This is a genomic window from Limnohabitans sp. 2KL-51 (assembly GCF_003063645.1).
Lineage (GTDB): Bacteria > Pseudomonadota > Gammaproteobacteria > Burkholderiales > Burkholderiaceae_C > Limnohabitans_A.
Map to the genome: position 1 here is coordinate 93,033 of NZ_NESJ01000009.1, position 25,905 is coordinate 118,937.

23 protein-coding genes and 1 pseudogene are annotated in these 25,905 nt (G+C 57.0%); 9 read left to right on the top strand and 15 right to left on the bottom strand.

Annotation, left to right across the window (positions count from 1 at the left end; genetic code table 11):
• Positions 1 to 4: 4 nt before the first annotated feature.
• The 5 genes from aroB to B9Z49_RS11290 all read right to left on the bottom strand — a co-directional run bounded on the left by aroB (position 5) and on the right by B9Z49_RS11290 (position 4,811).
• Positions 5 to 1,132, bottom strand: a complete 1,128-nt coding sequence (aroB, locus tag B9Z49_RS11270; protein WP_108353541.1) for a 3-dehydroquinate synthase — start codon at positions 1,130 to 1,132, stop codon at positions 5 to 7.
• A gap of 139 nt (positions 1,133 to 1,271) precedes the next feature.
• Complete coding sequence (locus B9Z49_RS11275; protein ID WP_108353542.1) at positions 1,272 to 2,135, bottom strand: fumarylacetoacetate hydrolase family protein; 864 nt, start codon at positions 2,133 to 2,135, stop codon at positions 1,272 to 1,274.
• Positions 2,136 to 2,159: 24 nt separating this feature from the next.
• The gene (locus B9Z49_RS11280) at positions 2,160 to 2,918 is read right to left on the bottom strand and encodes an SDR family NAD(P)-dependent oxidoreductase (RefSeq protein ID WP_108353543.1); all 759 of its coding nucleotides are present in this window, start codon (positions 2,916 to 2,918) and stop codon (positions 2,160 to 2,162) included.
• Positions 2,919 to 2,949: 31 nt separating this feature from the next.
• Complete coding sequence (locus tag B9Z49_RS11285) at positions 2,950 to 3,699, bottom strand: SDR family oxidoreductase (protein ID WP_108353544.1); 750 nt, start codon at positions 3,697 to 3,699, stop codon at positions 2,950 to 2,952.
• Entirely contained in the window at positions 3,696 to 4,811 is a 1,116-nt protein-coding gene (locus tag B9Z49_RS11290; RefSeq protein ID WP_108353545.1) for a mandelate racemase/muconate lactonizing enzyme family protein, read from the bottom strand. Before B9Z49_RS11290 ends, B9Z49_RS11285 begins: the two co-directional genes overlap by 4 nt.
• 245 nt (positions 4,812 to 5,056) lie before the next feature.
• Here B9Z49_RS11290 and B9Z49_RS11295 point away from each other — a divergent pair, with 245 nt between their 5' ends.
• The 8 genes from B9Z49_RS11295 to manD all read left to right on the top strand — a co-directional run bounded on the left by B9Z49_RS11295 (position 5,057) and on the right by manD (position 14,466).
• Positions 5,057 to 5,785 carry a FadR/GntR family transcriptional regulator gene (locus B9Z49_RS11295; protein WP_108353546.1) on the top strand — a complete coding sequence of 243 codons (729 nt, stop codon included), beginning with the start codon at positions 5,057 to 5,059 and terminating at the stop codon, positions 5,783 to 5,785.
• A gap of 55 nt (positions 5,786 to 5,840) precedes the next feature.
• Positions 5,841 to 6,830 carry a sialic acid TRAP transporter substrate-binding protein SiaP gene (locus B9Z49_RS11300; protein WP_108353547.1) on the top strand — a complete coding sequence of 330 codons (990 nt, stop codon included), beginning with the start codon at positions 5,841 to 5,843 and terminating at the stop codon, positions 6,828 to 6,830.
• An 80-nt stretch (positions 6,831 to 6,910) separates the two neighbouring features.
• Positions 6,911 to 7,486 carry a TRAP transporter small permease gene (locus B9Z49_RS11305; protein WP_108353548.1) on the top strand — a complete coding sequence of 192 codons (576 nt, stop codon included), beginning with the start codon at positions 6,911 to 6,913 and terminating at the stop codon, positions 7,484 to 7,486.
• A 21-nt stretch (positions 7,487 to 7,507) separates the two neighbouring features.
• Positions 7,508 to 8,902 carry a TRAP transporter large permease gene (locus B9Z49_RS11310; RefSeq protein WP_108353549.1) on the top strand — a complete coding sequence of 465 codons (1,395 nt, stop codon included), beginning with the start codon at positions 7,508 to 7,510 and terminating at the stop codon, positions 8,900 to 8,902.
• Positions 8,903 to 8,948: 46 nt separating this feature from the next.
• Complete coding sequence (locus B9Z49_RS11315) at positions 8,949 to 10,478, top strand: UxaA family hydrolase (RefSeq protein ID WP_108353550.1); 1,530 nt, start codon at positions 8,949 to 8,951, stop codon at positions 10,476 to 10,478.
• A 175-nt stretch (positions 10,479 to 10,653) separates the two neighbouring features.
• On the top strand, positions 10,654 to 11,706 hold the full coding sequence (locus tag B9Z49_RS11320) for a malate/lactate/ureidoglycolate dehydrogenase (protein ID WP_108353551.1): 1,053 nt from the start codon (positions 10,654 to 10,656) through the stop codon (positions 11,704 to 11,706).
• A 147-nt stretch (positions 11,707 to 11,853) separates the two neighbouring features.
• A complete protein-coding gene (locus B9Z49_RS11325) occupies positions 11,854 to 13,251 on the top strand; it encodes a mannitol dehydrogenase family protein (protein WP_108353552.1) in 1,398 nt (465 codons plus the stop codon).
• Between the two features lie 3 nt (positions 13,252 to 13,254).
• The gene (manD, locus tag B9Z49_RS11330) at positions 13,255 to 14,466 is read left to right on the top strand and encodes a D-mannonate dehydratase ManD (RefSeq protein WP_108353553.1); all 1,212 of its coding nucleotides are present in this window, start codon (positions 13,255 to 13,257) and stop codon (positions 14,464 to 14,466) included.
• Between the two features lie 58 nt (positions 14,467 to 14,524).
• Here the strand turns inward: manD and B9Z49_RS11335 are convergent, their stop codons facing one another.
• From B9Z49_RS11335 to B9Z49_RS11365, 7 genes are all read right to left on the bottom strand, one after another.
• Positions 14,525 to 15,250, bottom strand: a complete 726-nt coding sequence (locus B9Z49_RS11335) for an aspartate/glutamate racemase family protein (RefSeq protein ID WP_108353554.1) — start codon at positions 15,248 to 15,250, stop codon at positions 14,525 to 14,527.
• Between the two features lie 216 nt (positions 15,251 to 15,466).
• A complete protein-coding gene (locus B9Z49_RS11340) occupies positions 15,467 to 16,477 on the bottom strand; it encodes a D-cysteine desulfhydrase (RefSeq protein WP_108353555.1) in 1,011 nt (336 codons plus the stop codon).
• Between the two features lie 46 nt (positions 16,478 to 16,523).
• Positions 16,524 to 17,768 (bottom strand): DegT/DnrJ/EryC1/StrS aminotransferase family protein, encoded by a 1,245-nt coding sequence (locus tag B9Z49_RS11345; RefSeq protein ID WP_233254601.1) that lies wholly within the window; start codon positions 17,766 to 17,768, stop codon positions 16,524 to 16,526.
• Between the two features lie 7 nt (positions 17,769 to 17,775).
• The gene (gene hisD / locus B9Z49_RS11350; protein ID WP_108353557.1) at positions 17,776 to 19,095 is read right to left on the bottom strand and encodes a histidinol dehydrogenase; all 1,320 of its coding nucleotides are present in this window, start codon (positions 19,093 to 19,095) and stop codon (positions 17,776 to 17,778) included.
• Between the two features lie 29 nt (positions 19,096 to 19,124).
• Positions 19,125 to 19,985, bottom strand: a complete 861-nt coding sequence (locus B9Z49_RS11355; protein WP_108353558.1) for an ABC transporter permease subunit — start codon at positions 19,983 to 19,985, stop codon at positions 19,125 to 19,127.
• On the bottom strand, positions 19,978 to 20,772 hold the full coding sequence (locus B9Z49_RS11360; protein WP_108353559.1) for a taurine ABC transporter ATP-binding protein: 795 nt from the start codon (positions 20,770 to 20,772) through the stop codon (positions 19,978 to 19,980). The genes B9Z49_RS11355 and B9Z49_RS11360 overlap by 8 nt, the downstream gene beginning before the upstream one ends.
• 79 nt (positions 20,773 to 20,851) lie before the next feature.
• The gene (locus tag B9Z49_RS11365) at positions 20,852 to 21,850 is read right to left on the bottom strand and encodes an ABC transporter substrate-binding protein (protein ID WP_108353560.1); all 999 of its coding nucleotides are present in this window, start codon (positions 21,848 to 21,850) and stop codon (positions 20,852 to 20,854) included.
• Between the two features lie 277 nt (positions 21,851 to 22,127).
• On the opposite strand from B9Z49_RS11365, the gene B9Z49_RS11370 reads away from it, so the two are divergent.
• The gene (locus tag B9Z49_RS11370) at positions 22,128 to 23,630 is read left to right on the top strand and encodes a PLP-dependent aminotransferase family protein (protein WP_199225043.1); all 1,503 of its coding nucleotides are present in this window, start codon (positions 22,128 to 22,130) and stop codon (positions 23,628 to 23,630) included.
• Between the two features lie 131 nt (positions 23,631 to 23,761).
• Here B9Z49_RS11370 and B9Z49_RS22385 read toward each other — a convergent pair whose 3' ends face one another.
• From B9Z49_RS22385 to B9Z49_RS11380, 3 genes and pseudogenes are all read right to left on the bottom strand, one after another.
• Positions 23,762 to 24,304, bottom strand: coding sequence for a tripartite tricarboxylate transporter substrate-binding protein (locus tag B9Z49_RS22385; RefSeq protein ID WP_255418896.1), 543 nt, complete (start codon positions 24,302 to 24,304; stop codon positions 23,762 to 23,764).
• Positions 24,305 to 24,411: 107 nt separating this feature from the next.
• A pseudogene (locus B9Z49_RS22390) lies at positions 24,412 to 24,735 on the bottom strand (Bug family tripartite tricarboxylate transporter substrate binding protein); the annotation flags it as partial.
• A gap of 33 nt (positions 24,736 to 24,768) precedes the next feature.
• Complete coding sequence (locus B9Z49_RS11380) at positions 24,769 to 25,848, bottom strand: Rieske 2Fe-2S domain-containing protein (RefSeq protein ID WP_369913538.1); 1,080 nt, start codon at positions 25,846 to 25,848, stop codon at positions 24,769 to 24,771.
• Positions 25,849 to 25,905 lie beyond the last annotated feature (57 nt).

The following is a 25,905-nucleotide window of genomic DNA, read 5'->3' on the forward strand; positions in this document are numbered from 1 at the left end:
CGCCTCAGGCGCAGCAGGTGTTGATCACTTCGCGCACCATCGCGTCGGGCGTACCGCAAACCGTGGCATGACCAGGCCCATCGATCACCACAAACTGGATGTCGCCACCGATGGCTTTCTTGTCCAGCCGCATGTGTTCGATGTAATGTCCTGCGTTGTCGGCCGCGTCAATGACCGGGCCGCGCACCGGCAAGCCTGCACGCGAAATCAAAGCCCTCAGACGCGCCACAAAAGCAGCATCGACTTTGCCCAGGCGCTGCGACAGCTCGGCGGCCATGACCATGCCGCAGCCCACGGCCTCGCCGTGCAGCCAGACGCCAAAGCCCAAACCGGCTTCGATGGCGTGGCCAAAGGTGTGACCAAAATTCAGGATGGCCCGCAGACCCGCTTCGCGCTCGTCCTGCCCCACCACCCAGGCCTTGATCTCGCAGCTGCGCTTGACGGCATGGGCCAGCGCAGCCGGGTCTTGCGCCATCAAGGCGTCGATGTTCGCCTCGATCCAGTCGAGGAAGGCCATGTCGGCAATCGGGCCGTATTTGATGACTTCGGCCAGGCCCGCGCTCAACTCACGCGGAGGCAAGGTGGCCAAGGTGTTCAGGTCGCACACCACCCGCACTGGCTGGTAAAACGCGCCGATCATATTTTTGCCCAGCGGGTGGTTGATGGCGGTCTTGCCGCCCACCGACGAATCCACCTGCGACAAAAGTGTGGTCGGCACCTGCACAAAAGGAACACCACGCATGTAACTGGCGGCCGCAAAGCCGGTCGTATCGCCCACCACACCGCCACCCAGTGCGAACAGCACGGTTTTGCGGTCGCAACCATAACCCAGCAGCGCGTCAAAAATCAGGTTCAGGGTTGGCCAGTCTTTGTGCGCCTCACCGTCCGGCAGCACTACGGTGTGTACTTTTTTGTAGTGCGGGGCAATGACGCTGCGCAATGCGGCTTCGTAAAGCGGGGAAATCGTGTCGTTGGTCACGATCATCGCGGTCTGCGCTTTGGGCAAACCGGCCCAAGCTTCAGGGCGGCTCAGCAGGCCTTGGCCAATCTGGATGTCGTAACTGCGGTCGTCCAGCGAAATGGCGACCGTTTGAACAGGAGCGGTTTGGAGGGGGAATGTGGGCTCGGACATAGACCCCAAGTGTAGATGTTTCGCGTGAAGATCCCACTGCTCCAGCGAACCGGTGCTGAGCGCACGCTGATGTGCAGCCCATCAAACGGGCGGACGCATGCCCGGGCAGAAGGCCCGGGCCATGCGCCTTGTCGGTGTCTCAGAGCTTGAAGGCCACCACTTTCTGAGTTTGCTCGCCCAGACCATCAATGCCCAAACGCATCACGTCGCCACGCTTCAAGTACACAGGTGCAGACTTGCCGTCGACTTTGACGCCCATGCCCACGCCCGGTGGTGTGCCGGTGGTGATGATGTCGCCTGGCTCGAGGGTCATGAACTGGCTCACATAGCTTACGAGCTTGGCCACGCCAAAAATCATGGTCTTGGTGTTGCCGGTTTGAAAGCGCACACCGTTCACATCAAGCCACATGCCCAAAGCTTGCGGGTTGGGCACTTCGTCGCGCGTGACCAGCCAAGGGCCCACGGGACCGAAGGTGTCGCAACCCTTGCCCTTGTCCCACGTGGCGCCGCGCTCGAGTTGGTATTCGCGCTCGCTCACGTCGTTGACCACGCAGTAACCGGCCACGTGGTTCAGGGCGTCTTTTTGCGTGACATAGCGCGTGCGGGTACCAATGACGATGCCCAGCTCGACTTCCCAGTCGGTTTTCTTGGAGCCTTTGGGCAGCATCACGTCGTCATCAGCACCTTGAATGCAAGAAATGGTTTTAGTGAAGACGATCGGCTCGGCCGGGATGGGCATGTTGGACTCGGCCGCGTGGTCGGCGTAGTTCAGGCCGATGGCGATGAACTTGCTGGTGTATGAGATGGGCGTGCCGAAGCGTTTTTTGCCACGCACCAGGGGCAGCTTGTCGGTTTTGACCTTGGCCAACTTGGCCAAAGCTTTGTCATTCAGTTGGTCGGGCGAGATGTCTTTGACCACGCCACTCAAGTCGCGCAAGCGGCCGTCGGCGTCGATCAGGCCTGGTTTTTCTTTGCCGGGTTGGCCATAGCGAACGAGTTTCATAGTTGCCTTTCAGTGTTTAAAAAATCAATAAGTGGAGCGGCCGCCGGACAGATCAAAGACCGCGCCAGTGGAGAAGGAACATTCTTCGGTGCTCAGCCAGGTGACCATGGCGGCGACTTCTTCGGGCTCGCCAAAGCGGGCCATCGGAATCTTGGAGAGCATGAACTGGATGTGCTCGGGCGTCATTTGATCAAAAATCGCCGTCTTCACAGCCGCCGGGGTGACACAGTTGACGCGCACACCCGTGTCGGCCAACTCCTTGCCCAACGATTTGGTGAGGCCAATCACGGCGGCTTTACTCGCGCTGTACGCGCTGGCGTTGGGGTTGCCGTCTTTGCCCGCGACCGAGGCGATGTTGACGATGCGCCCGTAGTTGCGCGACTTCATGTGGGCGCTGAGTTCGCGGCAGCAATGGAACAAGCCGTGCACGTTCACATCGAACACCTGCTTCCAGGCATCGACCGGGTAGTCCCACACTTTGACGTTGGGGCCGGTGATGCCGGCGCTGTTGACCAGCACATCGACGCCCGCCAACGCCGTGGTCTGCCCCGTGGCTTGCACCACAGAGGCGTGATCGGCCACATCGACCTGCACGGTGTTGACCAACGCACCCAACTGGCCCTTGCGCAGTTGCTCGGCCGCATGGGTCATGCCGGCTACATCGCGGTCCCAGATGGTGACCCGTGCACCTGATGCGAGCATGCGCTGTGCGATGGCATAGCCCAAACCGGTAGCCCCACCGGTGATGACCGCGTGGCGGCCTTTCATGTCGAGCAAGTTCATGTGTGTCTTTCTGCGGTTGAAGTGGGGTTTATCAAATGGTCATGCCACCGTCGACCATGTAGGCATTGCCGGTGGCGAAGATGGATTCGTCGGAAGCGAGGAAGGTGACGATGGGCGCGATCTCGTGCGCTTGGGCCAAACGGCCCATGGGCTGGCGGTTGATGAAATCTTGGCGAGCCTGCACCGGGTCGGCATAGCTGTTGATGCGGTCTTGCAGCGAGGGCGTGTCCACCGTGCCGGGGCAAATGCAATTGCAGCGAATGCCCTTGCGCACGTAATCGGCCGCCACGCTTTTGGTCAAACCAATGACGGCCGCTTTGCTCGCGCCATAGATGAAACGGTTGGGCAGGCCGCGAACGCTGGAGCACACGCTGGCCATGTTGATGATGCTGCCACCCTGGCCGTCTTTTTCGAACTGCGACAGCATTTTGGGGATGGCCGCCTGGATCATCCAGAACTGCGATCGCACGTTCAGGTTGAAGGCAAATTCCCAGTCTTCGTCGGTGGCCAGTTCGATGTTGCCGTTGTGCACAAAGCCTGCGCAGTTAAAGATGATGTCAATTCGCGTGAGGCTGGCCACTTGGGCGGCAATCGCTTTTTTGTCCAGCACGTTCAGAACGGCAGTGTGAACGTTCGCCACACCTTGGTAAGACTTGAGCAGCTCGGCGTTCACATCGGTGGCGTACACGGTGGCGCCTTCAGCGGCCATGGCCAATGCGGCGGCTTGGCCAATGCCTTGCCCGGCGGCAGTGACGAGTGCAATTTTTCCTTTGAGTCTCATGGTGCTTTGATCTCCAGTTGGGTGATTTGTCTTGCGGTGATGGCCGCCCAGTCCCAGGCGATGCCCAGGCCGGGGGTTTCGGGTGGCAGGGCATAACCGCCCTGCACCTGCATGCGCGAGGTGGTGATGTCGTCGAGTTGCGGGATGTATTCGACCCATGTGGCATTGGGCACGGCGGCGCAAAGGCTCACATGCAACTCCATCAAAAAGTGCGGACAAACCGCCACGTCAAAAGTTTCGGCCAAGTGCGCAGTTTTGATCCAAGGCGTGATGCCACCAATGCGGGCCACATCGGGCTGCACGATGGAGCAAGCGCCCTGCTCCAGGTATTCGCGAAACTGCATCGGGTGGTACATCGATTCGCCCACCGCCACGGGGATGGTGGTGTGCTCGCGCAACTGGCGGTGCCCCGACACGTCTTCGGCGGGCATGGGCTCTTCCATCCACGCCAAGCCCAACCCGTCAAAAGCCCGCGCCCGGCGCACAGCCTCTGCCCGGTTGAAGCCTTGGTTGGCATCGGTCATCAAGTCAAAGCCCGGCCCCACCGCATCGCGCACCGCGCTCAGACGGGCCACATCTTCGCTCACATGGGGGCGGCCAATCTTGATCTTGGCGCCTTTGAAGCCTTGCGCTTGCGCTTCCAGCGTTTGGTCCACCAGCGCCTGGGGCGACAAATGCAACCAACCGCCTTCGGTGGTGTACAGCGGCACACGCGGCTGCGCCCCGCCCAGCAACTGCCACAGCGGCAAGCCCTGGCTTTGCGCCCGCCAGTCCCACAAAGCGGTGTCCACACAAGCCAGCGCCAAGCTGGTCATGGCCCCCACAGCGGTGGCATGGGTGTGGAAAAACAGGTCTTTCCAGATGGCTTCGACCAAGACCGGGTTGCGCCCGATCAGTCGCGGCGCCAGGTGGTCCTTGAGCAAGGCCATGACCGAAGAGCCACCGGTGCCAATCGTGTAGGCGTAGCCCGTGGCCGGGATGCCATCGCTGCAGTGCAGCGTGAGCAAAATGGTCTCTTGCGTCACAAAGGACTGGATGGCGTCGGTGCGCAAGACCTTGGGTGGCAAGTTGACTTGCCGAAGGCTCACGCGATCAATGGTGACGGGGGTCATGTGGGGCAGCAAGGAGGGTAAAAAAACAGGCGAAGAAGATCAACAGCCAGCAGCGGTACCAGCAGCGGCACCTGCAAGGACATGGGTTTCAAGGCCTTGAAGCATGCGACACCCCCGCAGCAACACACGTCGTTTGCGTGACAGCCGCCATGCGGGTTTGTGCGGAGTTGCAATAGCTTTTGATCATGTGATGATTGTGCAACTGGTCTGACCACTTGTCCAATTCACGTTATCCCTGATTCCCTATGCCCTTGCATACCGTGGCCCCACAGCGCTTGTACCGCCAGATTGCCGAACAACTTCGGCAGCTGATGGTGTCGGGCGAGTTCGGGCTGGGTTCGCGTCTGCCGGCCGAGCGCGACCTGGCCGTGCAGCTGGGCGTGAGCCGCCCTTCGGTGCGCGAAGCCCTGATCGCGCTGGAAGTGGAAGGCATGATCGAGGTGCGCACGGGGTCTGGCATTTATGTGCGGCAAAACACAGGGACCAAGTCGACAGCGTCCACGGCAGAGTTGGACGACAACACCCCTGCCAACTGGGGGCCTCTGGAGGTCATGAGCGCCCGCATTCTGGTCGAGGCCGAAGTGGCGGCCCTTGCCGCTGCCAACGCCCAAAAGGGCGACCTCAAAGCCATCAAGAGCGGACTGCAACAAATGAAGCTCGAAGCCGCGCGGGATGAAGTGCCTCGCCAAGGCGATGAAGCGTTTCACGAAGCCATCGCCCAAGCCTGCGGTAACAGCGTGCTGCTCGACACGGTGCAGCGCTACTGGATGGCCCGTAACGGGCCCTTGTTTGAACGGCTGGGTGATTATTTTGAACACCCCGTCTCATGGCAAACCGCCATTGCAGAACACATGGAAGTGATGCAGGCTATCGAGGCGCGTGACAGCAGCGCGGCCCGAAAAGCCATGCAAAAGCACCTGAAACAAGCCCACAAAAGATACAGCGCGAGCTGGCGCCGCGCACCCGCCCGTTAGGGTGGTTTTTCTGTTCCCGCGTCAGCAAATTTCAAACCCCAATGAGGAGACCAAGATGAGCAAACGATTCACACTGAAAACCCTGGCCGCCGTCGGCGCCATAACCATGGGCACGCTGCTGGTCAGCACCGGCGCCATGGCCCAACAAAAAATCAAATGGGCCCACGTCTACGAAACATCAGAGCCGTACCACAGCGAATCGGTATGGGCCGCCGAAGAGATCAAAAAGCGCAGCAACGGCAAGTTCGATATCCAGGTCTTCCCGGCCTCCACACTGGGCAAAGAGACCGACATCAACCAGGGCCTGACGCTGGGCACGGTGGACATGATCATCAGCGGCTCTTCGTTTGCGGCACGCAATTACCCACGGTTTGGTATCGCTTACTACCCCTTCATCTTTCGGGATGATGCACATTTAATCGCCTACTCCAAAAGTCCAATTTTCCAGGAAATGGTCAACGAATTTCGCGCCAAGACCGGCATCCAGGTCACGGCCTACACCTACTACGGAGCACGCCACACCACGGCTCAAAAAGCATTCACCAATTGCGAAGGCATGAAGGGCATCAAGATCCGTGTGCCCGACGTGCCCGCCTATCGCGCCACACCTGAGTCCTGCGGCGCCAACCCCACGCCCATCGCTTTTGCCGAGGTGTATCTGGCCCTGCAAAACGGGACCGTGGAAGCGCAAGAAAACCCCTTGACCACCATCGAAGCCAAGAAGTTTTTTGAAGTGCAAAAAGCCATCATGTTGACAGGTCACATCGTGGACGGTTTGATCACTCAAGTTGCGCCTCACTTATGGAATAAATTGAGCGATGCAGAAAAAAGAATGTTCACTGAAGTGACGCAGCAAGCTGCAGCGCGTGCCACCGCCAAGATCAAAGCGCGAGAAGTCGAGTTGGTGGACGAGTTCAAGAAAAAAGGCCTGCAAATCGTACAGGTGGACCGCAAATCTTTCCAGGATGCTGTCCTGAAAAACAAACCCCTGACCTCCATGGGTTTCACGCAGTCTGACTTTGACAAGATCCAAGCGGCCAAGTAAGCCAGAGAAGCCCTTTGGCTGAACAGGTCGGACCCGCAGGGTCCGACCTGCTGCGTTTTTTCGATTTCAAGGATTCCCCCATGAGCAAACTCCCCGACCTCGACGCCATGCCCAAAGTCATGGGCGACGACGGCCAGTTTCACGCGACCGATGACGAAGTCGATCTCTCGGGCACGCCGATCGAAGCCTGGGTGGCCTTGGCCTTCTTCTGGGCCTTGGGGCTGACGGTTTTTTACCAATTTTTCACGCGCTACGTGATGAACAACTCGGCCTCTTGGACCGAAGAAATTGCACGTTATTTGCTGATCGCAGCCGTGTTCACAGGGGCCACGATCGGCGTGGCCAAAAACAACCACATCCAGGTGGACTTTTTCTTTCGCTTCATGCCCGACTGGATGGGCCGCGCCATGGGCACTGTGGTCGATGTGATGCGCATCGCCTTCTTTGGGGCCGCCACCTTCCTCACGGGCCAGATGATGCAAAAGCTGGGCAGCTACAAGATGACCATCATCGACTTGCCCATGAACCTGGTTTATGGCGTGGTGATGGCCGGTTTTGCCGCCATGTGCCTGCGTGCCGTGTGGGTGGCCAAGGTCCATTGGCAACGCGGCTACACCGTGCTGCAACGCCCCGAATCCGAAATGACCGACCGCTGAAACGCCCTTAGAAAGTTCTCCATGTTGAAGATCCTTTTCCTTATCCTCATGAGTGGCGGCATCCCGGTGGCCATTGCCATGGCGGGCGCGTCACTGATTTACCTTTTGTTTGTCGAAAGTTCGCCACCCTTTGTGGTGATCCACCGCATGGTCTCGGGCATCGACAGCTTTCCGCTGCTGGCCGTGCCCTTCTTCATTCTGGCGGGCAACCTGATGAACAACGCGGGCATCACCAACCGCATCTACAACTATGCGCTGGCCCTGGTGGGCTGGCTCAAGGGCGGTCTCGGTCACGTCAACGTGGTGGGCTCGGTCGTGTTTGCGGGCATGAGCGGCACGGCCATTGCCGACGCTGCAGGCCTGGGCACCATTGAAATCAAAGCCATGAAAGACCATGGCTACAGCACCGAGTTTGCAGTAGGCGTGACAGCGGCTTCAGCCACGTTGGGCCCCATCATTCCGCCCAGCTTGCCCTTTGTGATCTACGGCATGATGGCTAACGTCTCGGTGGGTGCGCTGTTCCTCGCAGGCATCTTGCCCGGCATCTTGATGGCGCTGCTGATGATGCTGACGGTGGCCTATTTCGCGCACAAAAACGGCTGGGGCGCCGATGTGAAATTCGAGTGGCCCAAAGTCATCAAGGCCCTGGCCGAAACCGCTGTGGTGATTGGCTGGCCAATGGCGATTTGGTGGCTGGTCAAAACCATGGGCACACCGCCGCAGATCACCGTGTTTGCGGCCCTGATCGTTTTGTTTGCTGCCGATAAGTTTTTCAACTTCCAGGCCGTGTTGCCCATCATGACCCCGGTGATCCTGATTGGCGGCATGACCACCGGCGTGTTCACCCCCACCGAAGGCGCGATTGCCGCCTGTGTTTGGGCGATCGTCTTGGGCTTCTTCTGGTACCGGTCACTGAACTTCAAAATGTTCGTCAAGATCAGTCTGGACACCGTGGAAACCACCGCCACCGTGCTGTTCATTGTGGCGGCTGCCAGCATTTTTGGCTGGATGCTCACCGCCACAGGTGTGACCACCGCCATCTCTGCTTGGGTACTGGGCTTCACGCAAGAACCTTGGGTGTTTTTGCTGCTGGCCAATGCGCTGATGCTGTTTGTCGGCTGCTTCCTCGAGCCCACTGCCGCCATCACCATACTTGTACCCATCCTGGTGCCGATTTGCCAGCAGCTGGGCATTGACCTGGTGCACTTCGGTCTGATCATGGTGCTCAATTTGATGATTGGCCTGTTGCACCCGCCCATGGGCATGGTGCTCTTTGTGTTGGCCCGCGTGGCCAAGCTCAGCGTGGAGCGAACGACGATTGCCATCTTGCCCTGGCTGTTCCCCTTGCTGGGCAGCCTGGCGGTCATCACCTACATGCCCAGCCTGGTGCTGTGGTTGCCCAAGCAGTTTTATTGACCTTGAGGGACAGCTGTTCAGCGCAGCCCCCAACTGATTAAAAAATATGTCCACTTCATTCATCCGCCTGCACCCGTCTGACGACGTGGTCATCGCCCGCAGCCAACTCATGAGCGGCAACGCCGTGGAGGGCGTGCCCGTGCGCGGCCTGATTCCGCCGGGCCACAAAATCGCCACACGCGCCATCGCCGTGGGTGAGCCGGTGCGCCGCTACAACCAGATCATTGGCTTTGCGCACCAGCCCATTGCGCCGGGCGAGCATGTGCACACGCAGAACCTGAACATGGGTGCTGAAAAAGGCAACTTCGAGCGCGATTACGCCATCGGGCAAGACGTGACACCCGAACCTGCCCGCAAGCAGGCCACCTTCATGGGCTACAAGCGCGCAGACGGCCGCGTGGCCACACGCAACTACATCGGCGTGCTGTCGAGCGTGAACTGCTCGGCCACGGCGGCTCGCGCCATTGCCGACCATTTTTCCAAACGCAGCAACCCCGCCGCGCTGGCCAACTTTACAAATGTGGACGGGGTGGTGGCACTGACCCACGGCACCGGCTGCGGCATGGACACCGAAGGTCTGGGCATGCAGTTGCTCGAGCGCACGCTGGCCGGTTATGCCACACACGCCAACTTCTGGGGCGTGGTGGTGGTGGGCCTGGGCTGCGAGTCCAACCAACTGGGCACCTGGCTGTCACGCAGCAGCTTGCGCGTGGGAGACACGCTCAAGGTCTTCAACATCCAGGACACAGGCGGCACACGCCTGACGGTGGAAAAGGGCATCCTGCTTATCGAAGAGATGCTGCCCCGCGCCAACGCCACCCAACGCGAGCCTTGCAGTGCCGAACACATCACCATCGGTCTGCAGTGCGGCGGCTCTGACGGTTATTCAGGCATCAGCGCCAACCCGGCTTTAGGCGCAGCGGTGGACTTGCTGGTGCAGCACGGCGGCACCGCGATCCTGAGCGAAACGCCTGAGATTTATGGTGCCGAGCATTTGCTCACGCGCCGCGCTGTCAAGCCCGAAGTGGCGCACAAACTCATCGAGCGCATCCGCTGGTGGGAAAACTACACCGCCATCAACGGCGGCGAGATGAACAACAACCCATCCCCCGGCAACAAGGCGGGTGGCCTGACCACCATCCTGGAGAAATCATTGGGCGCGGTGGCCAAAGGTGGCACCAGCAACCTGCAAGCTGTGTACGAATACGCCGAGCCGGTCACGGCCAAAGGCTTTGTCTACATGGACACGCCGGGCTATGACCCGGTGAGCGCCACGGGCCAAGTCGCGGGTGGGGCCAACTTGATTTGCTTTACCACCGGGCGCGGCAGCGCTTATGGCTGCGCGCCATCGCCCAGCCTCAAGTTCTCGACCAACACCGCTTTGTGGAAAAAACAGGAAGAAGACATGGATCTGAACTGCGGCGAGATCGTGGACGGCGGCGTGAGCATCGCCGACATGGGACAACGCATTTTCGAGATGATCCTGGCCGCCGCGTCGGGCGAACCGACCAAGAGCGAGCGCCACGGCTATGGGCAAAACGAGTTCGTGCCGTGGCAAGTTGGTGCGGTGATGTGAACACATTGACCCGCATTGCGGCTCGCCCCACATCGCGCACGGGGTGCGCTCCTACAAATACCCACAGCCTCCATGTAGGAGCCCACCCCGTGGGCGATGGGCGTGGCACACGCCCCAAAAAAACATCGCGCACAGGAGTGCGCTCCTACAACCTCTTCGTATTGAAAGCCCCCTCATGAGCCAACTCATCCAAGCCACCGATCTGCGCCAATACATCACCCGCATCATCGCGATGACCGGCAGCGCCCCGGCCGAGGCCGCGCAAGTGGCCGACAACCTGGTCATGGCCAACCTGAGTGGCCACGACTCGCACGGCGTGGGCATGGCGCCGCGCTATGTGGACGCGGTGCTCGAAGGGGGGTTGTCGCCCAACACGGGTGTCAAGGTCTTGCTGGACACCGGGCCCTTGCTGAACCTTGACGGCCAGCGTGGCTATGGCCAGATCACCGGTGCGCAAGCCATGCAAATGGGCATTGAGCGGGCCAAGCAACACGGCGTGTGCACCGTGGCCCTGAGCCGATCTCACCACCTGGGCCGCATCGGCCACTTGGCCGAAATGGCCGTGGCCCAAGGCTTGGTGTCGATTCATTTTGTGAACGTGCTCGCGCGCCCTGTGGTCGCGCCCTTTGGTGGTGGCGACGGCCGCTTTGGCACCAACCCCTGTTGCATCGCCGTGCCCATGGGCAAACGCGCCCCCTTTGTGCTGGACTTTGCCACCAGCCGCGTGGCGCAAGGCAAGATGCGCGTAGCGCACAACAAGGGCGAACAAGTGCCGCCTGGCTATTTGATTGACGAACACGGCCACCCCACCACCAACCCCGGCGTGGTGGTGGTGCCGCAGTCCAACGGCCTGTTCGGAGCGCTCATGACCTTTGGCGACCACAAAGGCTTTGGCATGGCCATGGCCTGCGAGCTGCTGGGCGGCGCGCTGACCGGTGGTGGCACTTGGCACCGCGAAGCCGACCACCAACGGACGGTACTCAACGGCATGCTGACCATGCTGATCGACCCAGTGCGCCTGGGCACACAAGCCGTGTTCGAGCAAGAAGCCCTGGCCTTTGACGACTGGCTGCGCCAAAGCCCTGATGCCCCTGGCAGCGATGGCGTGCGCATGGCGGGCGATCCCGAACGCGCAGCCCGCGCTGACCGCGAGAAAAACGGCATCTGGATCGACGACGCCACCTGGGCCGAGATCGAAGCGTCTGAGAAAAAGTTGGCAGGGCGTTAAGCGTTGCCTGACCAAGACCTCCCTCGTAGGAGCCCACCGCGTGAGCGATTGGGACGATTGCGGCACACATGACTGACCAACTCCCAAACCCATCGCGCACAGGGGTGCGCTCCTACAACTCCATGAACTGTTCACCCCTCTGACACCATGCACCTCTCAGCCCTCGCCCTGGCATCGCTGCCCGCCGATATCGTCACCCCCATTTATGACCGCCGCCACCACGCCCCCGGCGTGGTGCACTTAGGCTTGGGAGCTTTTCACCGGGCGCACCAGGCCATGGTCTTTGACCAGCTGCTGGCCGGTGGTGACACACGCTGGGGCATACACGGTGTGGGCATGACACGGCCGGATCTGGTGAACCAACTCAAAACGCAAGACGGCCTGTACGCGGTGCGCGTGGCCGATGGTCAGGGCGTGAAATGGCAAGTGCCCGGCGCTTTGTGGCGGACCAACGTGGCCACCACCGAGCGCGATGCGGTGGTGCAAGCCATCGCCGCGCCAAGCACCCGCTGGGTCACGCTCACCGTTACCGAAAAAGGCTACATGCCTAATCTGGCCCAACTGCTGCTGGACGGCTTGCGCCTGCGCCAGCAAGCAGGTCTTTCGGGCATCACCATCGCATCGTGCGACAACCTGCAAGGCAACGGGCACAAGCTGCAGGCTTTGGTGAAAGCCGCCGCTGCGCCACAAGACTCCGAGGTGCTGAGTTGGCTCGATGCGCAGTGTGCCTTTCCGTGCAGCATGGTCGACCGCATCGTGCCCGCTGCCACACCTGAAGTGCTGGCCGCAGCGCACGAGGCACTGGGCGTTAAAGACCACTGCGCTTTGAGCACTGAGGGCTTTTGGGAATGGGTGATTGAAGACCGCTTTGCCGACCCGGCAGATGCTGCCCTGTTGCAAAGCGCAGGCGTGCGTGTCACGGCCGATGTGCACAGCTACGAAGAGGCCAAGCTGCGCATGCTCAATGGCAGCCACACGGCCATGGCGCTGATGGGCGCGGTCACGGGCAGGCCTTTTATTGCCAGCTGCATTGGCGTGCCACACATCCGAGAATTTGTGTTCCGCTTGATGGGCCATGAAGTTGCGCCACACCTGAGCCGCAGCGACTGGGCTGATTACCGAACTGCGCTGATCGCCCGCTTTGGCAACCCGTATCTGAAACACAGCGTGCACCAGATTGCCACCGACAGCTCGCAAAAAATTCCGCAGCGCTGGCCGCCTTCAGTTCTAGGGCAAATCGCGCAAGGCGCTACTTTTGAACACCACGCGCTGGCCGCGGCCGTGTTTGTGCGCTACACGCTGGGTGTGGACGAGCAAGGCCAAACCTATAACCTGAACGACCCACAAGCCCAGAGCCTGATGGCATTGGGTGCCGCGCAACGGACTACACCTGAGGCCTGCGTGCGCACCCTGCTAGCCCGCGAAGACCTGTGGGGCAGCGCCCTGCCCCAAGACGCAGCCTGGACGGCTCGCGTTAAGCACTGGCACCAACACATCCTGCAGCACGGCGTGGACCACGCTGTCCAGCAACTGACCGGGACCTGAGCCATGAAAATCACCGCCGCCCGCGTCATCGTCTGCAGCCCCGGCCGCAACTTCGTCACCCTTAAGATCGAGACTGACCAAGGCGTTTACGGCATCGGCGACGCCACACTCAACGGCCGCGAACTGGCGGTGGTCAGCTACCTCGAGGACCATGTTCTGCCCTGCCTGATCGGGCGCGACCCGCAGCAGATCGAAGACATCTGGCAATACCTCTACAAAGGCGCTTACTGGCGGCGCGGTCCGGTGACCATGAGCGCCATTGCGGCGGTGGACACCGCGCTGTGGGACATCAAGGCCAAGATAGCCAACATGCCGCTGTACCAGCTGCTGGGCGGTCGCAGCCGCACTGGCGTGATGGTCTACGGCCACGCCAATGGCCGCGACACAGCAGAAACCGTAGACGAAGTTTTACGCCACAAGGAAGAAGGTTACATGGCGATACGCGCCCAAAGCGGCGTGCCCGGCCTGAACAAGGTCTATGGTGTGAGTGGCACAAACCATCTGTACGAACCCGCCGACGGCAACTTGCCCGGCGAGCACGACTGGAGCACTGAAAAGTATTTGCGCCACACGCCCGGCCTGTTTGAAGTCGTGCGCGAAGCCGTGGGCCCCGACATCCATTTGCTGCACGACGTGCACCACCGCCTGACGCCGATCGAGTCAGCGCAACTGGGCAAGGCGCTGGAGCCTGTGCGCATGTTCTGGATGGAAGACCCCACCCCGGCCGAGAACCAGGAAGCATTTCAGTGGATACGCCACCACACCACCACGCCGATCGCGGTTGGCGAGATTTTCAACAGCATCTGGGACTGCAAGGCGCTGATCGAAAAGCAACTGATCGACTACATCCGCACCACCGTGGTCCACGCGGGCGGCATCACTCACTTGCGGCAAATCGCCAACCTGGCCAGCCTGTACCAAGTGCGCACCGGCTGCCACGGCGCGACCGACTTGTCACCCGTGTGCATGGGCGCAGCCCTGCACTTTGACACCTGGGTGCCCAACTTTGGCGTGCAAGAGTTCATGCCGCACAGCAAAGAAATGCTCTCGGTCTTTCCGCACGATTACCGCTTTGAGCGCGGCATGATGCACTGCGGCGAGTCACCCGGTCACGGTGTGGACATCGACGAGAAGCTGGCCGCCAAGTACCCGTATCAGAGGGCTTATTTGCCGGTGAACCGGCTGCAGCATGATGGGACTTTGTGGAATTGGTGAGGTGCTTTGAATGAGGGGGCTGGTTGCTGGGGTGGCAGGCCTCAAGGTCTTTGCATCTTTAAACGCAGGATCTCTTGTCATTTATGCCATCTTTTTGGGACTGCCACCAAGCCACGCAGGCTGTAGCCAGTGCCGCAGTGCTGTCAACACACTGCGTGCGAAGCGGTGATTGGATCGCATCCAGCGCCAAAGGTGTTTCGGTGCAAGCCAGAATCACTGCGCTTACGCCCTGGTTCAGCAGTGATTCAACGGCTTTCTCAATGAGCTTTCCTGCGCTCAAAGCGTCGCCAGCCTTGACCCGCTCAATCCCAGGCAAAACCAAGGTGCTCATTGCGATCTCGTCTGGCAAAACGACGGTATAGCCCGCGCGGTGGAGTACTGGATCAAAAATTTGGGCCGCCAAAGTAGCGCGTGTGGCGATCACGCCAATTTTTGAACCCACATCAGCCAGCAGCGTGAGCTGATTGACACTCGCATCCACAATGCTTAGAAAAGGAACTGCACATCCCTTCAGAAGATCAGGGTACCAAAAATGTGCGGTGTTGCATGGCATGGCCAAGGCCATGGCGCCAGCTGAAATCAGGCGGTCTCTCCCGGCCATCAATTCAGGCAGTGGCGAACGCCCCCCATTGAGAATTGCTGCTGGTCGCGGCGCAATACGAGGGTCGGACTGCATCAGCATCGGTACATGATCGGCATCTTCTTTGGCATGGGTTGCCGAGATCACTTTGCTGAAGAAATCAAGGGTTGCCAAGGGTCCCATCCCGCCTAAAACTCCGATCATGATCGGTGACTCCTTCAGATATTGCTCATTGAACGGCGATCAAATAGCCACCCGCCACAAAAGCCAAGCCCAGCTTGACTCAAAAAAATCATGGCCACTGGCCTCCAGACGAACTGAGTGACCTCTTTAAGGAAGGTCTTCAAACCCACGCCGGTGCACGTGATTGTGTGAACTCAAAAGCAAAACCCGGCGCAAGCGTCGTCATCAAGGCAGGATTCAAAGAGGTTTCAAACCACTAAAAGCATCCATGTAACCGTAAAGCGCTACCGAGCCACCGGTGTGAAGGAAAACGACGTTTTCTCCCTTCTTGAAATGCCCCTTGCGGCACAGATCAATCAGGCCGGCCATGCCCTTACCCGAATACACGGGGTCAAGCAAAATCCCTTCGAGTCTGGCCATCATCGTCACGGCTTCAACCATGCCGTCTGTCGGGACGCCGTAACCACCACCTACATAGTCGCAGTTGGCTTTCACGCTGTCGCGACTGATGCTGCCGGGGACGCCCAAGAGTTCTGCTGTTTTGACGGCCAAGTTGTAGACATTGTTTTCCTGAGCCTCTTTAGGAGCACGTACGCCAATGCCGAGTACCGGAATTTGACTGCGTGTGCCTTCAAATCCTGCCACCAAACCAGCCTGTGTGCCGGCACTTCCGGTGGCGTGCACCACGCTACTGACATTCAGGCCCAGGGTATTGAACTGGTCGACCAACTCCAATGCGCAAACCACATAACCCAGTGCGCCAATGGGGTTGGAGCCGCCGCCAGGAATGATGTAAGGCTTCTGGCCTTTGGCAACCAGCTCTTCGGCCAGCTTGGCCATAGCGGAATTCATGTCTGTTCCACCTGGCACTTCTTGCACGTTGGCACCATATAAAAGATCGAGGAATACGTTTCCAGATTTTTTGTAATTTTCTACTTTAGAACCGGTGCGATCTTCGAGCAGTATTTCGCACTTCATGCCCATCTTTGCTGCGATGGCCACGGTTTGGCGTGCGTGATTCGATTGGGTGGCACCCTGCGTGATGATGGTGTCTGCACCATGCTTGACAGCATCGGCCATCAAAAACTCAAGCTTGCGCGTTTTGTTACCACCAGAGCCCAGGCCAGTGCAGTCGTCTCGCTTGATGTAAAGATTGGGGCCACCCAATGCCTCCGACATGCGGGGCATGAATTCAAGCGGTGTAGGACCATGGGTGATGCGTACTCGGGGGAAGTTGGTGATTTTCATTTGTGCTTTCTTTTGTGGTTTGAAATGGATGCAGTACCCGTGGTCTCTAAGTGGCTGCGGCTATCTGGGTAGAAACCAAGACAATTTTCCCGATCAAAACGCAGTCCTCGTCAGTCAGCGACAAGGGCGTTCGTAAATCCAGCAATTGATCCAAAACGGCCTTTGAATTTGGAATTTCTGGCTTGCAGGCAAGGTAATGCCAGTGCTCGTAATTGCTGGTAAATGCGACTGGTGCAGGGGTGCCAAACCACTTGATGTAGAGCCCACGCAAACCGCATTGCTTGAGAAATTGCTCAATTTGATGTGGCTTTAGATTCAGAGTGAATTGAATCGAGCTGGCAATGAAATCTTCCCTTGCATCCCGCGCTGGGATCGACACGTGTTGAGCTTTTGTCAGCTCGCGTTCAAGTGTGGCGTAAATGTGATTCCAACGGCGGCCACGATCAGCCAACTGCCCAATTTGGGGACGCAGCAACGCAGCGGCCAAGTTTGACATGCGCATACTGAAATTGGGTGTGACGTACTTCCAGCGCTCAAACACCTCTGCATTGGGCTTGAGGACATGCTGGTCGTACATCATGTAACAACCCGACATCAATATGGCTTGGGCAGCGACATCATCGTCATCGGTCACCAGCAAACCACCTTCACCCGAGTTGATGTGTTTGTAGGTTTGCGCGCTGTAGCAACCCACATTGCCCCAAGTACCCGTGTGTTTCCCATCCCATTTTGCACCCATGGTGTGAGCGCAGTCTTCCACTATCGCGATGCCGTTTTGATCGCAAATGACTTTGATGGCTTGCAAGTCAGCAATGTGGCCGCGCATGTGCGAGAGCAAAAAAACTTTGGCACCACTTGTCGAGGCCTTGCGCTCCAGGTCAGCCAAGTCAGTCATGTAGTTGTCGCTGGTTTCGACCAAAATCGCATCAGCGCCAGCATGGGCAATGGCCCCCGGTACAGGTGACAGTGTGAAGGTATTGGTTAACACCTTGTCGCCCGTTTTCACACCCAGCGCCTTGAGCGCAATGAACATTGCCGCACCGCAGGAACTGACTGCCACACAGTATTTGCTGCCCACATACTCAGCGTACTCTTGCTCGAGCAGCGAAGGCTCGGGGTAACCCTTGCCTTGCTCACCATAACGGTGCAAGCGTCCCGAGCGCATCAGGGCAATGGCGCGCTCGATGGCTTCTTCAGGTATCGGCTCGCTGGTGCTCAAGTCTTTGCCGAACCACAGGCCGTCAGGCTCAAGCAGCATGGCTGAAGAGGGTGTGGAAATCGTTGAGGACATGGCTTGATCAGGGCTGATGACCCGCTAAGGTGCCCAGCTCAAAGGCCTCCTGCGGATAGTATTTTTTCAATCGGATGTCACCGGTGCGCGCATGACCCTCCATGCCTTCAAGGCGCGAAATTCTGGCGGCAACCTGCCCTACAGCACGACTGGCGCCTTGCGTGAGACGCTGGTAAGTCACGGTTTTGATGAACTTGCCGACGCTAAGACCCCCTGAGTAGCGAGCAGCGCCACGTGTCGGCAAGATATGGTTCGGGCCAGCGCATTTGTCACCATAAGCCACCGTGGTTTCTTCACCCAAAAACAATGAACCGTAATTGGTCAAATGGCTCAGCCACCAGTCAAGGTCTTTGGCAAAAACTTGTAAATGTTCCGGCGCGTATTGGTCACTGACCTCTACCATTTCCTCGCGGCTTCCGACCAACACGACCTCGCCATAATCATGCCATGCAGCCGTAGCGGCGTTACGCGCCAATTCGGGCAGCGCGGCAATCACGGAGGGCATGAGATCGATGACCTTGAGCCCCAACTCGCGTGAAGTGGTGTACAGCCATACTGGGGAATCCGGGCCATGTTCAGCTTGACCAGCAAGATCGGCTGCAACCAAATTCACATCGGCTGTTTCATCCGCAATGATGGCCGACTCTGTAGGCCCAGCCAGAACATCAATACCGATGCGGCCAAATAATGCGCGCTTGGCCTCTGCCACAAAGCGGTTGCCCGGGCCCACGATCACATCGGCAGGTTTGGGTGAATACAAGCCATAGGCCATCGCAGCAATGCCTTGTACACCACCCAGTGCCAAAACAATGTCGGCACCACACAACTTCATGGTGTGCAAAATGGCGGGGTTGATGCCCACATCCTTGTGACCCGGTGAGGTGGCCACAATGTTGGGCACACCAGCCACCTTGGCCGTGCAGACGCTCATGATGGCTGATGCAGCGTGAGCATATCTACCCCCTGGTACGTAGCAGCCAGCCGTATTGACCGGGATCAGTTTTTGCCCTGCAATGAGGCCGTCTATCAGTTCGACTTCAAATTCATGCAGTGATTCCCGCTGACGTAAAGCAAAGTCCTTGATGCGAGCGTGCGCAAAGACGATGTCATCTTTCACACCTTGTGATAACTTTTTTGAAGCATTCACAAAGTCATCTTCGCTCACCACGATACTGCCGTGCCAGCCATCCAAGTCGCGTGCATATTTCTCAACGGCTTCGCGGCCATTCTTTTGGATATCTGCCAGCAAAAGCTGCACCGTCTCGGACGTTGCCGTGTCTATGGCCAGTTGCGAGGGGGTGGCTTTTTTCAAATATTCAATTGTCATGCCGTACTTTCAAAAAAGTTTGAATTGAATCACCCACGCCCCTTCCAGGGCACAACGCGGCGCTCAACAAAACGCACGAGGTGGTCAAAGGCGTAAGCAATTGCAGCGATCACCACAATCCCCATGATGACAATCGGCGTCTGCAAAAATCGGGATGCTGACAACACCGTGTACCCCAAACCAGAGGTGGCAGCAACCATTTCGGCGGCCACGAGTGTTGTCCAGCCAAAACCGATGCCAACACGCATCGCTGTAAAAATTTCTGGCATCGCAGACGGTAATACGACCAGGCGAATCACTTGCCAGCGGGTTGCACCAAATGAATAGGCGGCATGAATTTGTTCTATTGCGGCCGACTTGACACCAGCACGGGCACCCAAAGCCATAGGGGCGAGTACAGAAAGAAAAATCAGTAAAACCTTAGACAGCTCATCAATGCCAAACCAGATGATCATGAGCGGCAAGTAAGCCAATGGTGGAATGGGTCGGTAGAACTCAATAGGAGGGTCAAAAATACCGCGTGCAATTGGGCTCATCCCCATCGCAATACCCAGTGGGATACCGACGATACAGGCCAACAAGAAGGCACTGAAAACCCTCAGTGTGCTGACCCAAGTGTGCTCCCAAAAGCTGGCCCCTGTAAATCCGTCTCTCAAGATGACCAGAAAAGCGTCAATGACGCCCATGGGTGATGGCAGAAAAAGTGGTTTGATGTAACCAGCGTAAGTCACTAACCACCATACAAAGATCAAGCCAGCAATCACTACAATGCTGATCTTGAGGCTTTCGCCTTGACCTGGTACACCATAAATTTCACCCGGCTTGGCGGGTTTGGCTTTCATCCAACTTGCCTTGATGCCTTTGCCAGTCGTTGAACGGTTGTCACTCATCGTCAGCTCCTGCCTCATCAGCAAAGATGATCTGTAATATTTCTTCTCTCAGTTCAATAAATTCAGAGGACGCTTTGATGGCTCTGGCATTGCCCGTTTCAAAATACCGTTGACTAAACGGCAAGTCAAAGACGTGTGATATTCGACCGGGACGAGGTGACATCACAATCAATTTTGTCCCCATGAACAACGCTTCTTCAACGCTGTGGGTGATGAAAAAAACCATTTTTCCTGTGTCGCGCCAAACTTTCAAAATCAGCTCTTGCGCTCGCTCTCGGGTCAGCGCATCCAATGCACCCAATGGCTCGTCCATCAGCAAGATAGCCGGGTCACTGGTCAGTGCCCGAGCGATCCCGACGCGTTGCTGCATTCCTCCCGACAACTCATACGTAGCCGATTGCTCAAATTGCTCTAGACCCAGTAGCTTGATGAACTCGCGCGCAATACCCTCTCGCTTGACCTTGCCATGGCCTTGAATTTTCAAGCCGAAAGCGACGTTGTCCAGCACATTCAGCCAGGGCAACAGGGCGTGTTTTTGAAACACCACAGAGCGATCAGCGCCTGGGCCCGTGACAACCTCACCGTTCAGAGATATCTCCCCTTCACTTGGGGCCATGAATCCTGCGATCAGATTCAACAGCGTTGATTTGCCACAGCCAGATGCACCCAATGCCACCACAAAATCTTTTTCATGAATCTCGAGGTTGATGCTTTGGAGAGCATGAACGGGTGGTTTGCCAGGAACAGGGTAATAGACCGACGCGTTTTTAATGGCAAGTGCTGTCATGGAGGACCTCGAAAGGTTTGAGCCACGTGCTGAGCCAGCCTGAACAGGTCAGCGCAGCACGCGGTACGTGCAAAGCCAATTACTTGCCAGCGGCGGCTTTGGCGAATTCGGGATTCACGAACTTGGTATAGCTGTCAGCGGCTGCGCTGATACGGCCCGCGCCCTTAAGGAAGTCGGCGGTGGATTTAATGGTCGTGGCTGCACCACCGCCCATCCAGTTTGCTGACATATTCAACTCGCCATCTGGGTAGATGGCACCTTCCAATGCCGACACGACGGCAGCGGGTGTTATGCCTACATTGGTGGCGACCGCCTTGGTTTTAGGCGAATCCACTGTCCATGCAGCTCTGTTCTTGCTGTAGTCACCATTGATTTGGTTCATGGCCTTCAAAAAGTTCACCAAACCAGCACGGTTTGCCGCAGCAAATTTGTTGGTGGCAACCCATCCATTGAAAGTAGGGAAACCGGTTTTGGCAATGGCTCCTGCGGTCGTCATGACCTTACCGTTTTCACGAATCTTGGCTTGGACCGGATACCAGACGAAAGCTGCATCCACCGCGTTTTGAGCCCAGGCGGCTGCGATTTCAGCGGGCGACATGCCGACGACCGTCACGTCTTTCTCTGTCAAGTTGTACATCTTCAATGCGCCCATCAGCGAGAAGTGCGCGGTGGATCCGATCGGCACAGCGATGCGCTTGCCTTTCAAATCTGCGGGCTTGTCAATACCTGCCCCATTTCGGGTCACCAAAGCCTCTGAACTATCAATGACCTTGCCGACAGAAATCATCTGATAGTCCAGACCCGAGCTCAGGCCTGCTGACAGGGGAGAAGAGCCGATCTCGGAGATCACAATGCCGCCAGAGGCCATGGCCGCGTTGACCTCAGCACCAGAAGCGAATTGACGCCATTCAATGGTCCAGCCAGTCGCTTTTTCAAGTGTTCCGTCTGCAACGATGGCTTTGTAGGGTGCCGGGTCACCAAAGTGGCCAATCACCACCTTGGTTTGCGCTACGGCAAGTGACACGAGACCGAAAGTGAATGCTGAGCCGACTAGCAGTGTTTTGAGCAGATTTTTCATGGTGTTTTTTCAGTAAAAAAGTTGCGGGAATATGATGGACTGAAATCGGTTCACATGCTTTCATCACACATGACCTCATGGAATGTTAGATACAGCTATTTTTAAAAAATAGTGCCAGATTAATTTTTGTTTAGTGCCAAAATTGAATAAGTTGAAATTTGCTTGGCTTCACAAGCAAAACTTCGGAGCAACCCTCAAACTATTCCGGGTTAACCCTTGATTGATGCCAACAGATCAACCAGGTGTAGCCATGATGACGTTTTAATTGGAAAAAAGCATGCGGCAAAAGCAGGAAATCACTGATATTTGGGCCAAACTTTTTCCAAAATTTTCTGGCAACAGTGCCACGCTTCAAGGTCGAGTGCGAGAGATGATGGTGCACTCCATTTTGATGGGCCTGATTCCGCCTGGCGCAAAAGTCCCAACCAGTCGCGCGCTGTCGAACGCATTAGGCTTGTCTCGAAACACGGTTTCACTGGCTTTGCAAGTACTCGTTGACAAGGGTTTTTTGATTGCCAGTCCTCGAAGCGGGCTGATCGTCAATGGCGATATTTTGCTTGGCCAGGTAGACCGATCGGCCCCTTCAGAACCTATGACCTCAGGCTTGAAGTGGTCCGAAAGGTTTAAATCTCACCTCATCCATCAACGCAACATCATCAAACCTGCCAACTGGCAGGATTACGCTTACCCTTTTGTTTATGGTCAATTTGACGCAAGTTTGGTGCCGCTCAAAGACTGGCGAGCCTGCTCTCACCAAGCCTTGTTTGTACCGGCTGTCAAGAAATGGGCTCAGAACCATATTGACCGCGACTCTGAGGCCTTGGTAGAGCAAATTCAACACCGATTGTTGCCTGCACGCGGCATCATGGCCAGGCGCGATGAAATTCTCGTGACCGCGGGCTCGCAAATGGCCTGCTACCTGTTGGCCAATGTGTTGGTGGATAAACAAACCGTTGTTGGCATTGAAGACCCTGGGTACCCGGATGCGCGCAATAACTTTTTGCTGCGCAGCGACCATGTCAAAGCACTGCCCATAGATGCCGATGGACTGACTGCCTCTCGTGCCATGGGTCAATGTGCCTATGTTTTCGTGACTCCCAGTCATCAGTGCCCCACCACCGTCACCATGCCGTTAAGTCGCAGGCAGGAGATTCTGGAGTTGGCCAAAAAACGTGATGTTGTTTTGTTTGAAGACGACCATGAGAGTGAGTTGAACTTTTCTGGTCGCCCTCTGCCTGCGCTGAAAAGTCTGGATACGGATGGTCGGGTTATTTACCTTGGCAGCCTGTCCAAAACACTGGTACACGGCTTGAGAATTGGCTACATCGTTGCACCTGCTGAATTGATACGCGAGCTTCGGGCCTTGCGTCGATTGATCATGCGCCATGAACCCACCAACAACTCGCACACAGCCAGCTTGTTTATTGCACAAGGGCACCATGATGCATTCATGCGCAAGTTGAACGTGACCTACAAAGAGCGACGCGAAATTTTGACCAATGCATTTTCAAAATATTTGCCGCAATTTGAAATTGCGCCCTCACTGGGCGGTTCTGGCGCCTGGATCAAAGGGCCTGAAAGTTTTAACAGCCAGTCTTTGGCAGAGCTATGCGCCGCTCGAGGCGTCCTGATAGAGCCGGGTGATATCTTCTTCAATAAATCTTCGAATAAGAACCAAGCTTACTTTCGTTTAGGCTATTCAGCCATCCATGGCTCATTGATCGATGCTGGTGTACGTGAAATTCAACAAGCTTACAAAGACATCAATATTCATTCATGACTCAACTTGAAGCATGATGTTAAAAATGACTTGTCATGTTGCACCAATGTGCAATAAGTTCAGGCCTTCGACGCCGTACGGGGCAAAGCTCGAGGTGTTTTACCAACACACCATGCCCTGTGACGCTTTCATCACTGTGCTTCGATCCCCAATTCCTTGATGCGCCGGGTAATGACATCAAATTCAAGCTTGTAGTTGGCTTGTGCCTGTTCGGGTGTTGTCACCATCATTTCAAACCCCCGCTCCACCAGCTGATTTCTAACCTCTGGTGAGTTGGCAATGGCACGCATTTCCTGTCCAAGCCTCTGAACAATGGCGTTTGGCGTTTTGGCTGGTGCCAGTATGGCCATCCAAACACTGTTGAGGTAAAGGGGATCGGTCAACCCCAATTCTTTGAGCGTGGGCACCTGGGGCAAGGCTTGCGAGCGGTCTGCGCCCATCATGGCAATGGGCACGATCTTGCCTGTGGCCACGTGCTGTCGGGCGGTGGCTACAGAAGACAACCCCAGGGTGAGGGTTTGGTTCAGCAAGTCAGTCACCACCGGGCCTTCGCCACGCTGGGGGACGTGCACCATTTCAGCCTTGAGGTCGCGGTTGAGCGACTCACCGGCCAAATGTCCCAACCCCCCGACACCCCATGAGCCGTAGCTGTATTTGGCGTTGGGCACGGCCATGCGCTTGAGATCTGCAAAATTCTTGATGCCACTGAGGTGCTGCTAGAAATCAGTGCAGGACTGCGCAGTATTTGGCCAACAAAGACCAGGTCTTTTTGAGGATCAAAAGGCAAACTTTTGAACAAGGCCACATTGTTGATCAGTGGATCATTGATCGACAGAAGCAAGGTGTGCCCATCCCCCTCAGCCTTGGCGACTTCTGCGACACCGATGTTGCCAGCTGCGCCCGACTTATTGTCCACCACCACGGGCTGCCCCAGAGATTTGGAGAGTTTTTCACCAAAGAGTCTGGCCACGAAATCTGTGGCGCCTCCTGCTGGGTAAGGTACAACGAGGCGGATGGTTTTGGTCGGGTAAGTTTGTGCATGCCCTGTCAGGCAAAGCAAAGTCGCAAACAGTCCCAAAGCGAGGGGCTTGATCAATTGTTTCATAGGGTCTCCTGGTGTGTTAAAGGATTTAAACGGTCATGCCGCGAGGTCTTCGGCGCTTTTTTCGTCAGAAAGTGTCTTTCTGAACTGCATCAACGCGGCATCGAAATGCAAAGGCAGCATGGGGTTGAATGCAGGTGTTTGCATGTTCAGGTGCTGCGCGGTGATCATGTTCCGGTCTTCTTCAAAGGCCTGGACCAAGGAGTTGTAGATGCTTTGTGTAACCGTTTCATCGCCCAGATCGCTTTGGTGGGACTGCTGAAAGAAGTAGTGGGTACTGTTTTCGGTTTCAGGGGTCAGTGTCTGGCAGCTGTGAAGTTGGACAGCTTGACTCATGTCACCAGGTGCGGTGCCTACGGGCTTGCCACCCGAGTGCATCAACAAGGTTGCAGGCAGTAAAAATTCATAATCGAACCAACGGTCGAGATGGGTTGTAAAGGTCCTGAAGCGTTGGTAAAAAGGCGGTGACGGCACGTCAGGAATGTGCCGAATGACGCGAATTCCACGCTGCCCAGGCTGGGTGACCTTCTCGATTGTCGGCCTGGCTTGGGCAATGGCCGTTGAACCACCTAGAGTTTTTTCATGCACATAACTCAGGTGAGAAAAATCCAGCAGGTTGTCACAGATAAGAAGGTAAGGGGTGTCGTAGTGCAGGTAACCAGGGATGTTTTTCCAAGCCGGGTCACTGCACGAAAAATTGTCTGGCAAAAAGGCTTCATCTGCTTTGGTCGGGTCGCCCATCCAGACAAACACCCAGTTATTTTTGGTGACCACGGGGTAAGCGCGCACACAGGCTTTTGAGGGCACCTTGTCGGCTCCCGGGATTTCGGTGCAATGCCCTTGGGCATTGAACTTGAGGCCGTGATAACCACAGCGGATGCTGTCACCTTCGCGGCGACCGGCTGACAGGGGTGCGTGTCGATGGCAGCATCTGTTTTCAAGGGCGGCCAATTTGCCGTCTTGCTTGCGATACACCACGACGGGCTCATTAAGAACCTTTCGCTGGAATAACTCTGTTGATTCAGCCGATGGTATTTCATGCTCCCAAGCAATCACATACCAGCAATTTTTAATCCACATGCATGAACCTTGTTGTTGCCGTTTGACCCACGTCATCAATCAATGTACGAGCATGAGAAAAAGCTGTCTGTCCCCTTCGAAAGGGACAACGCT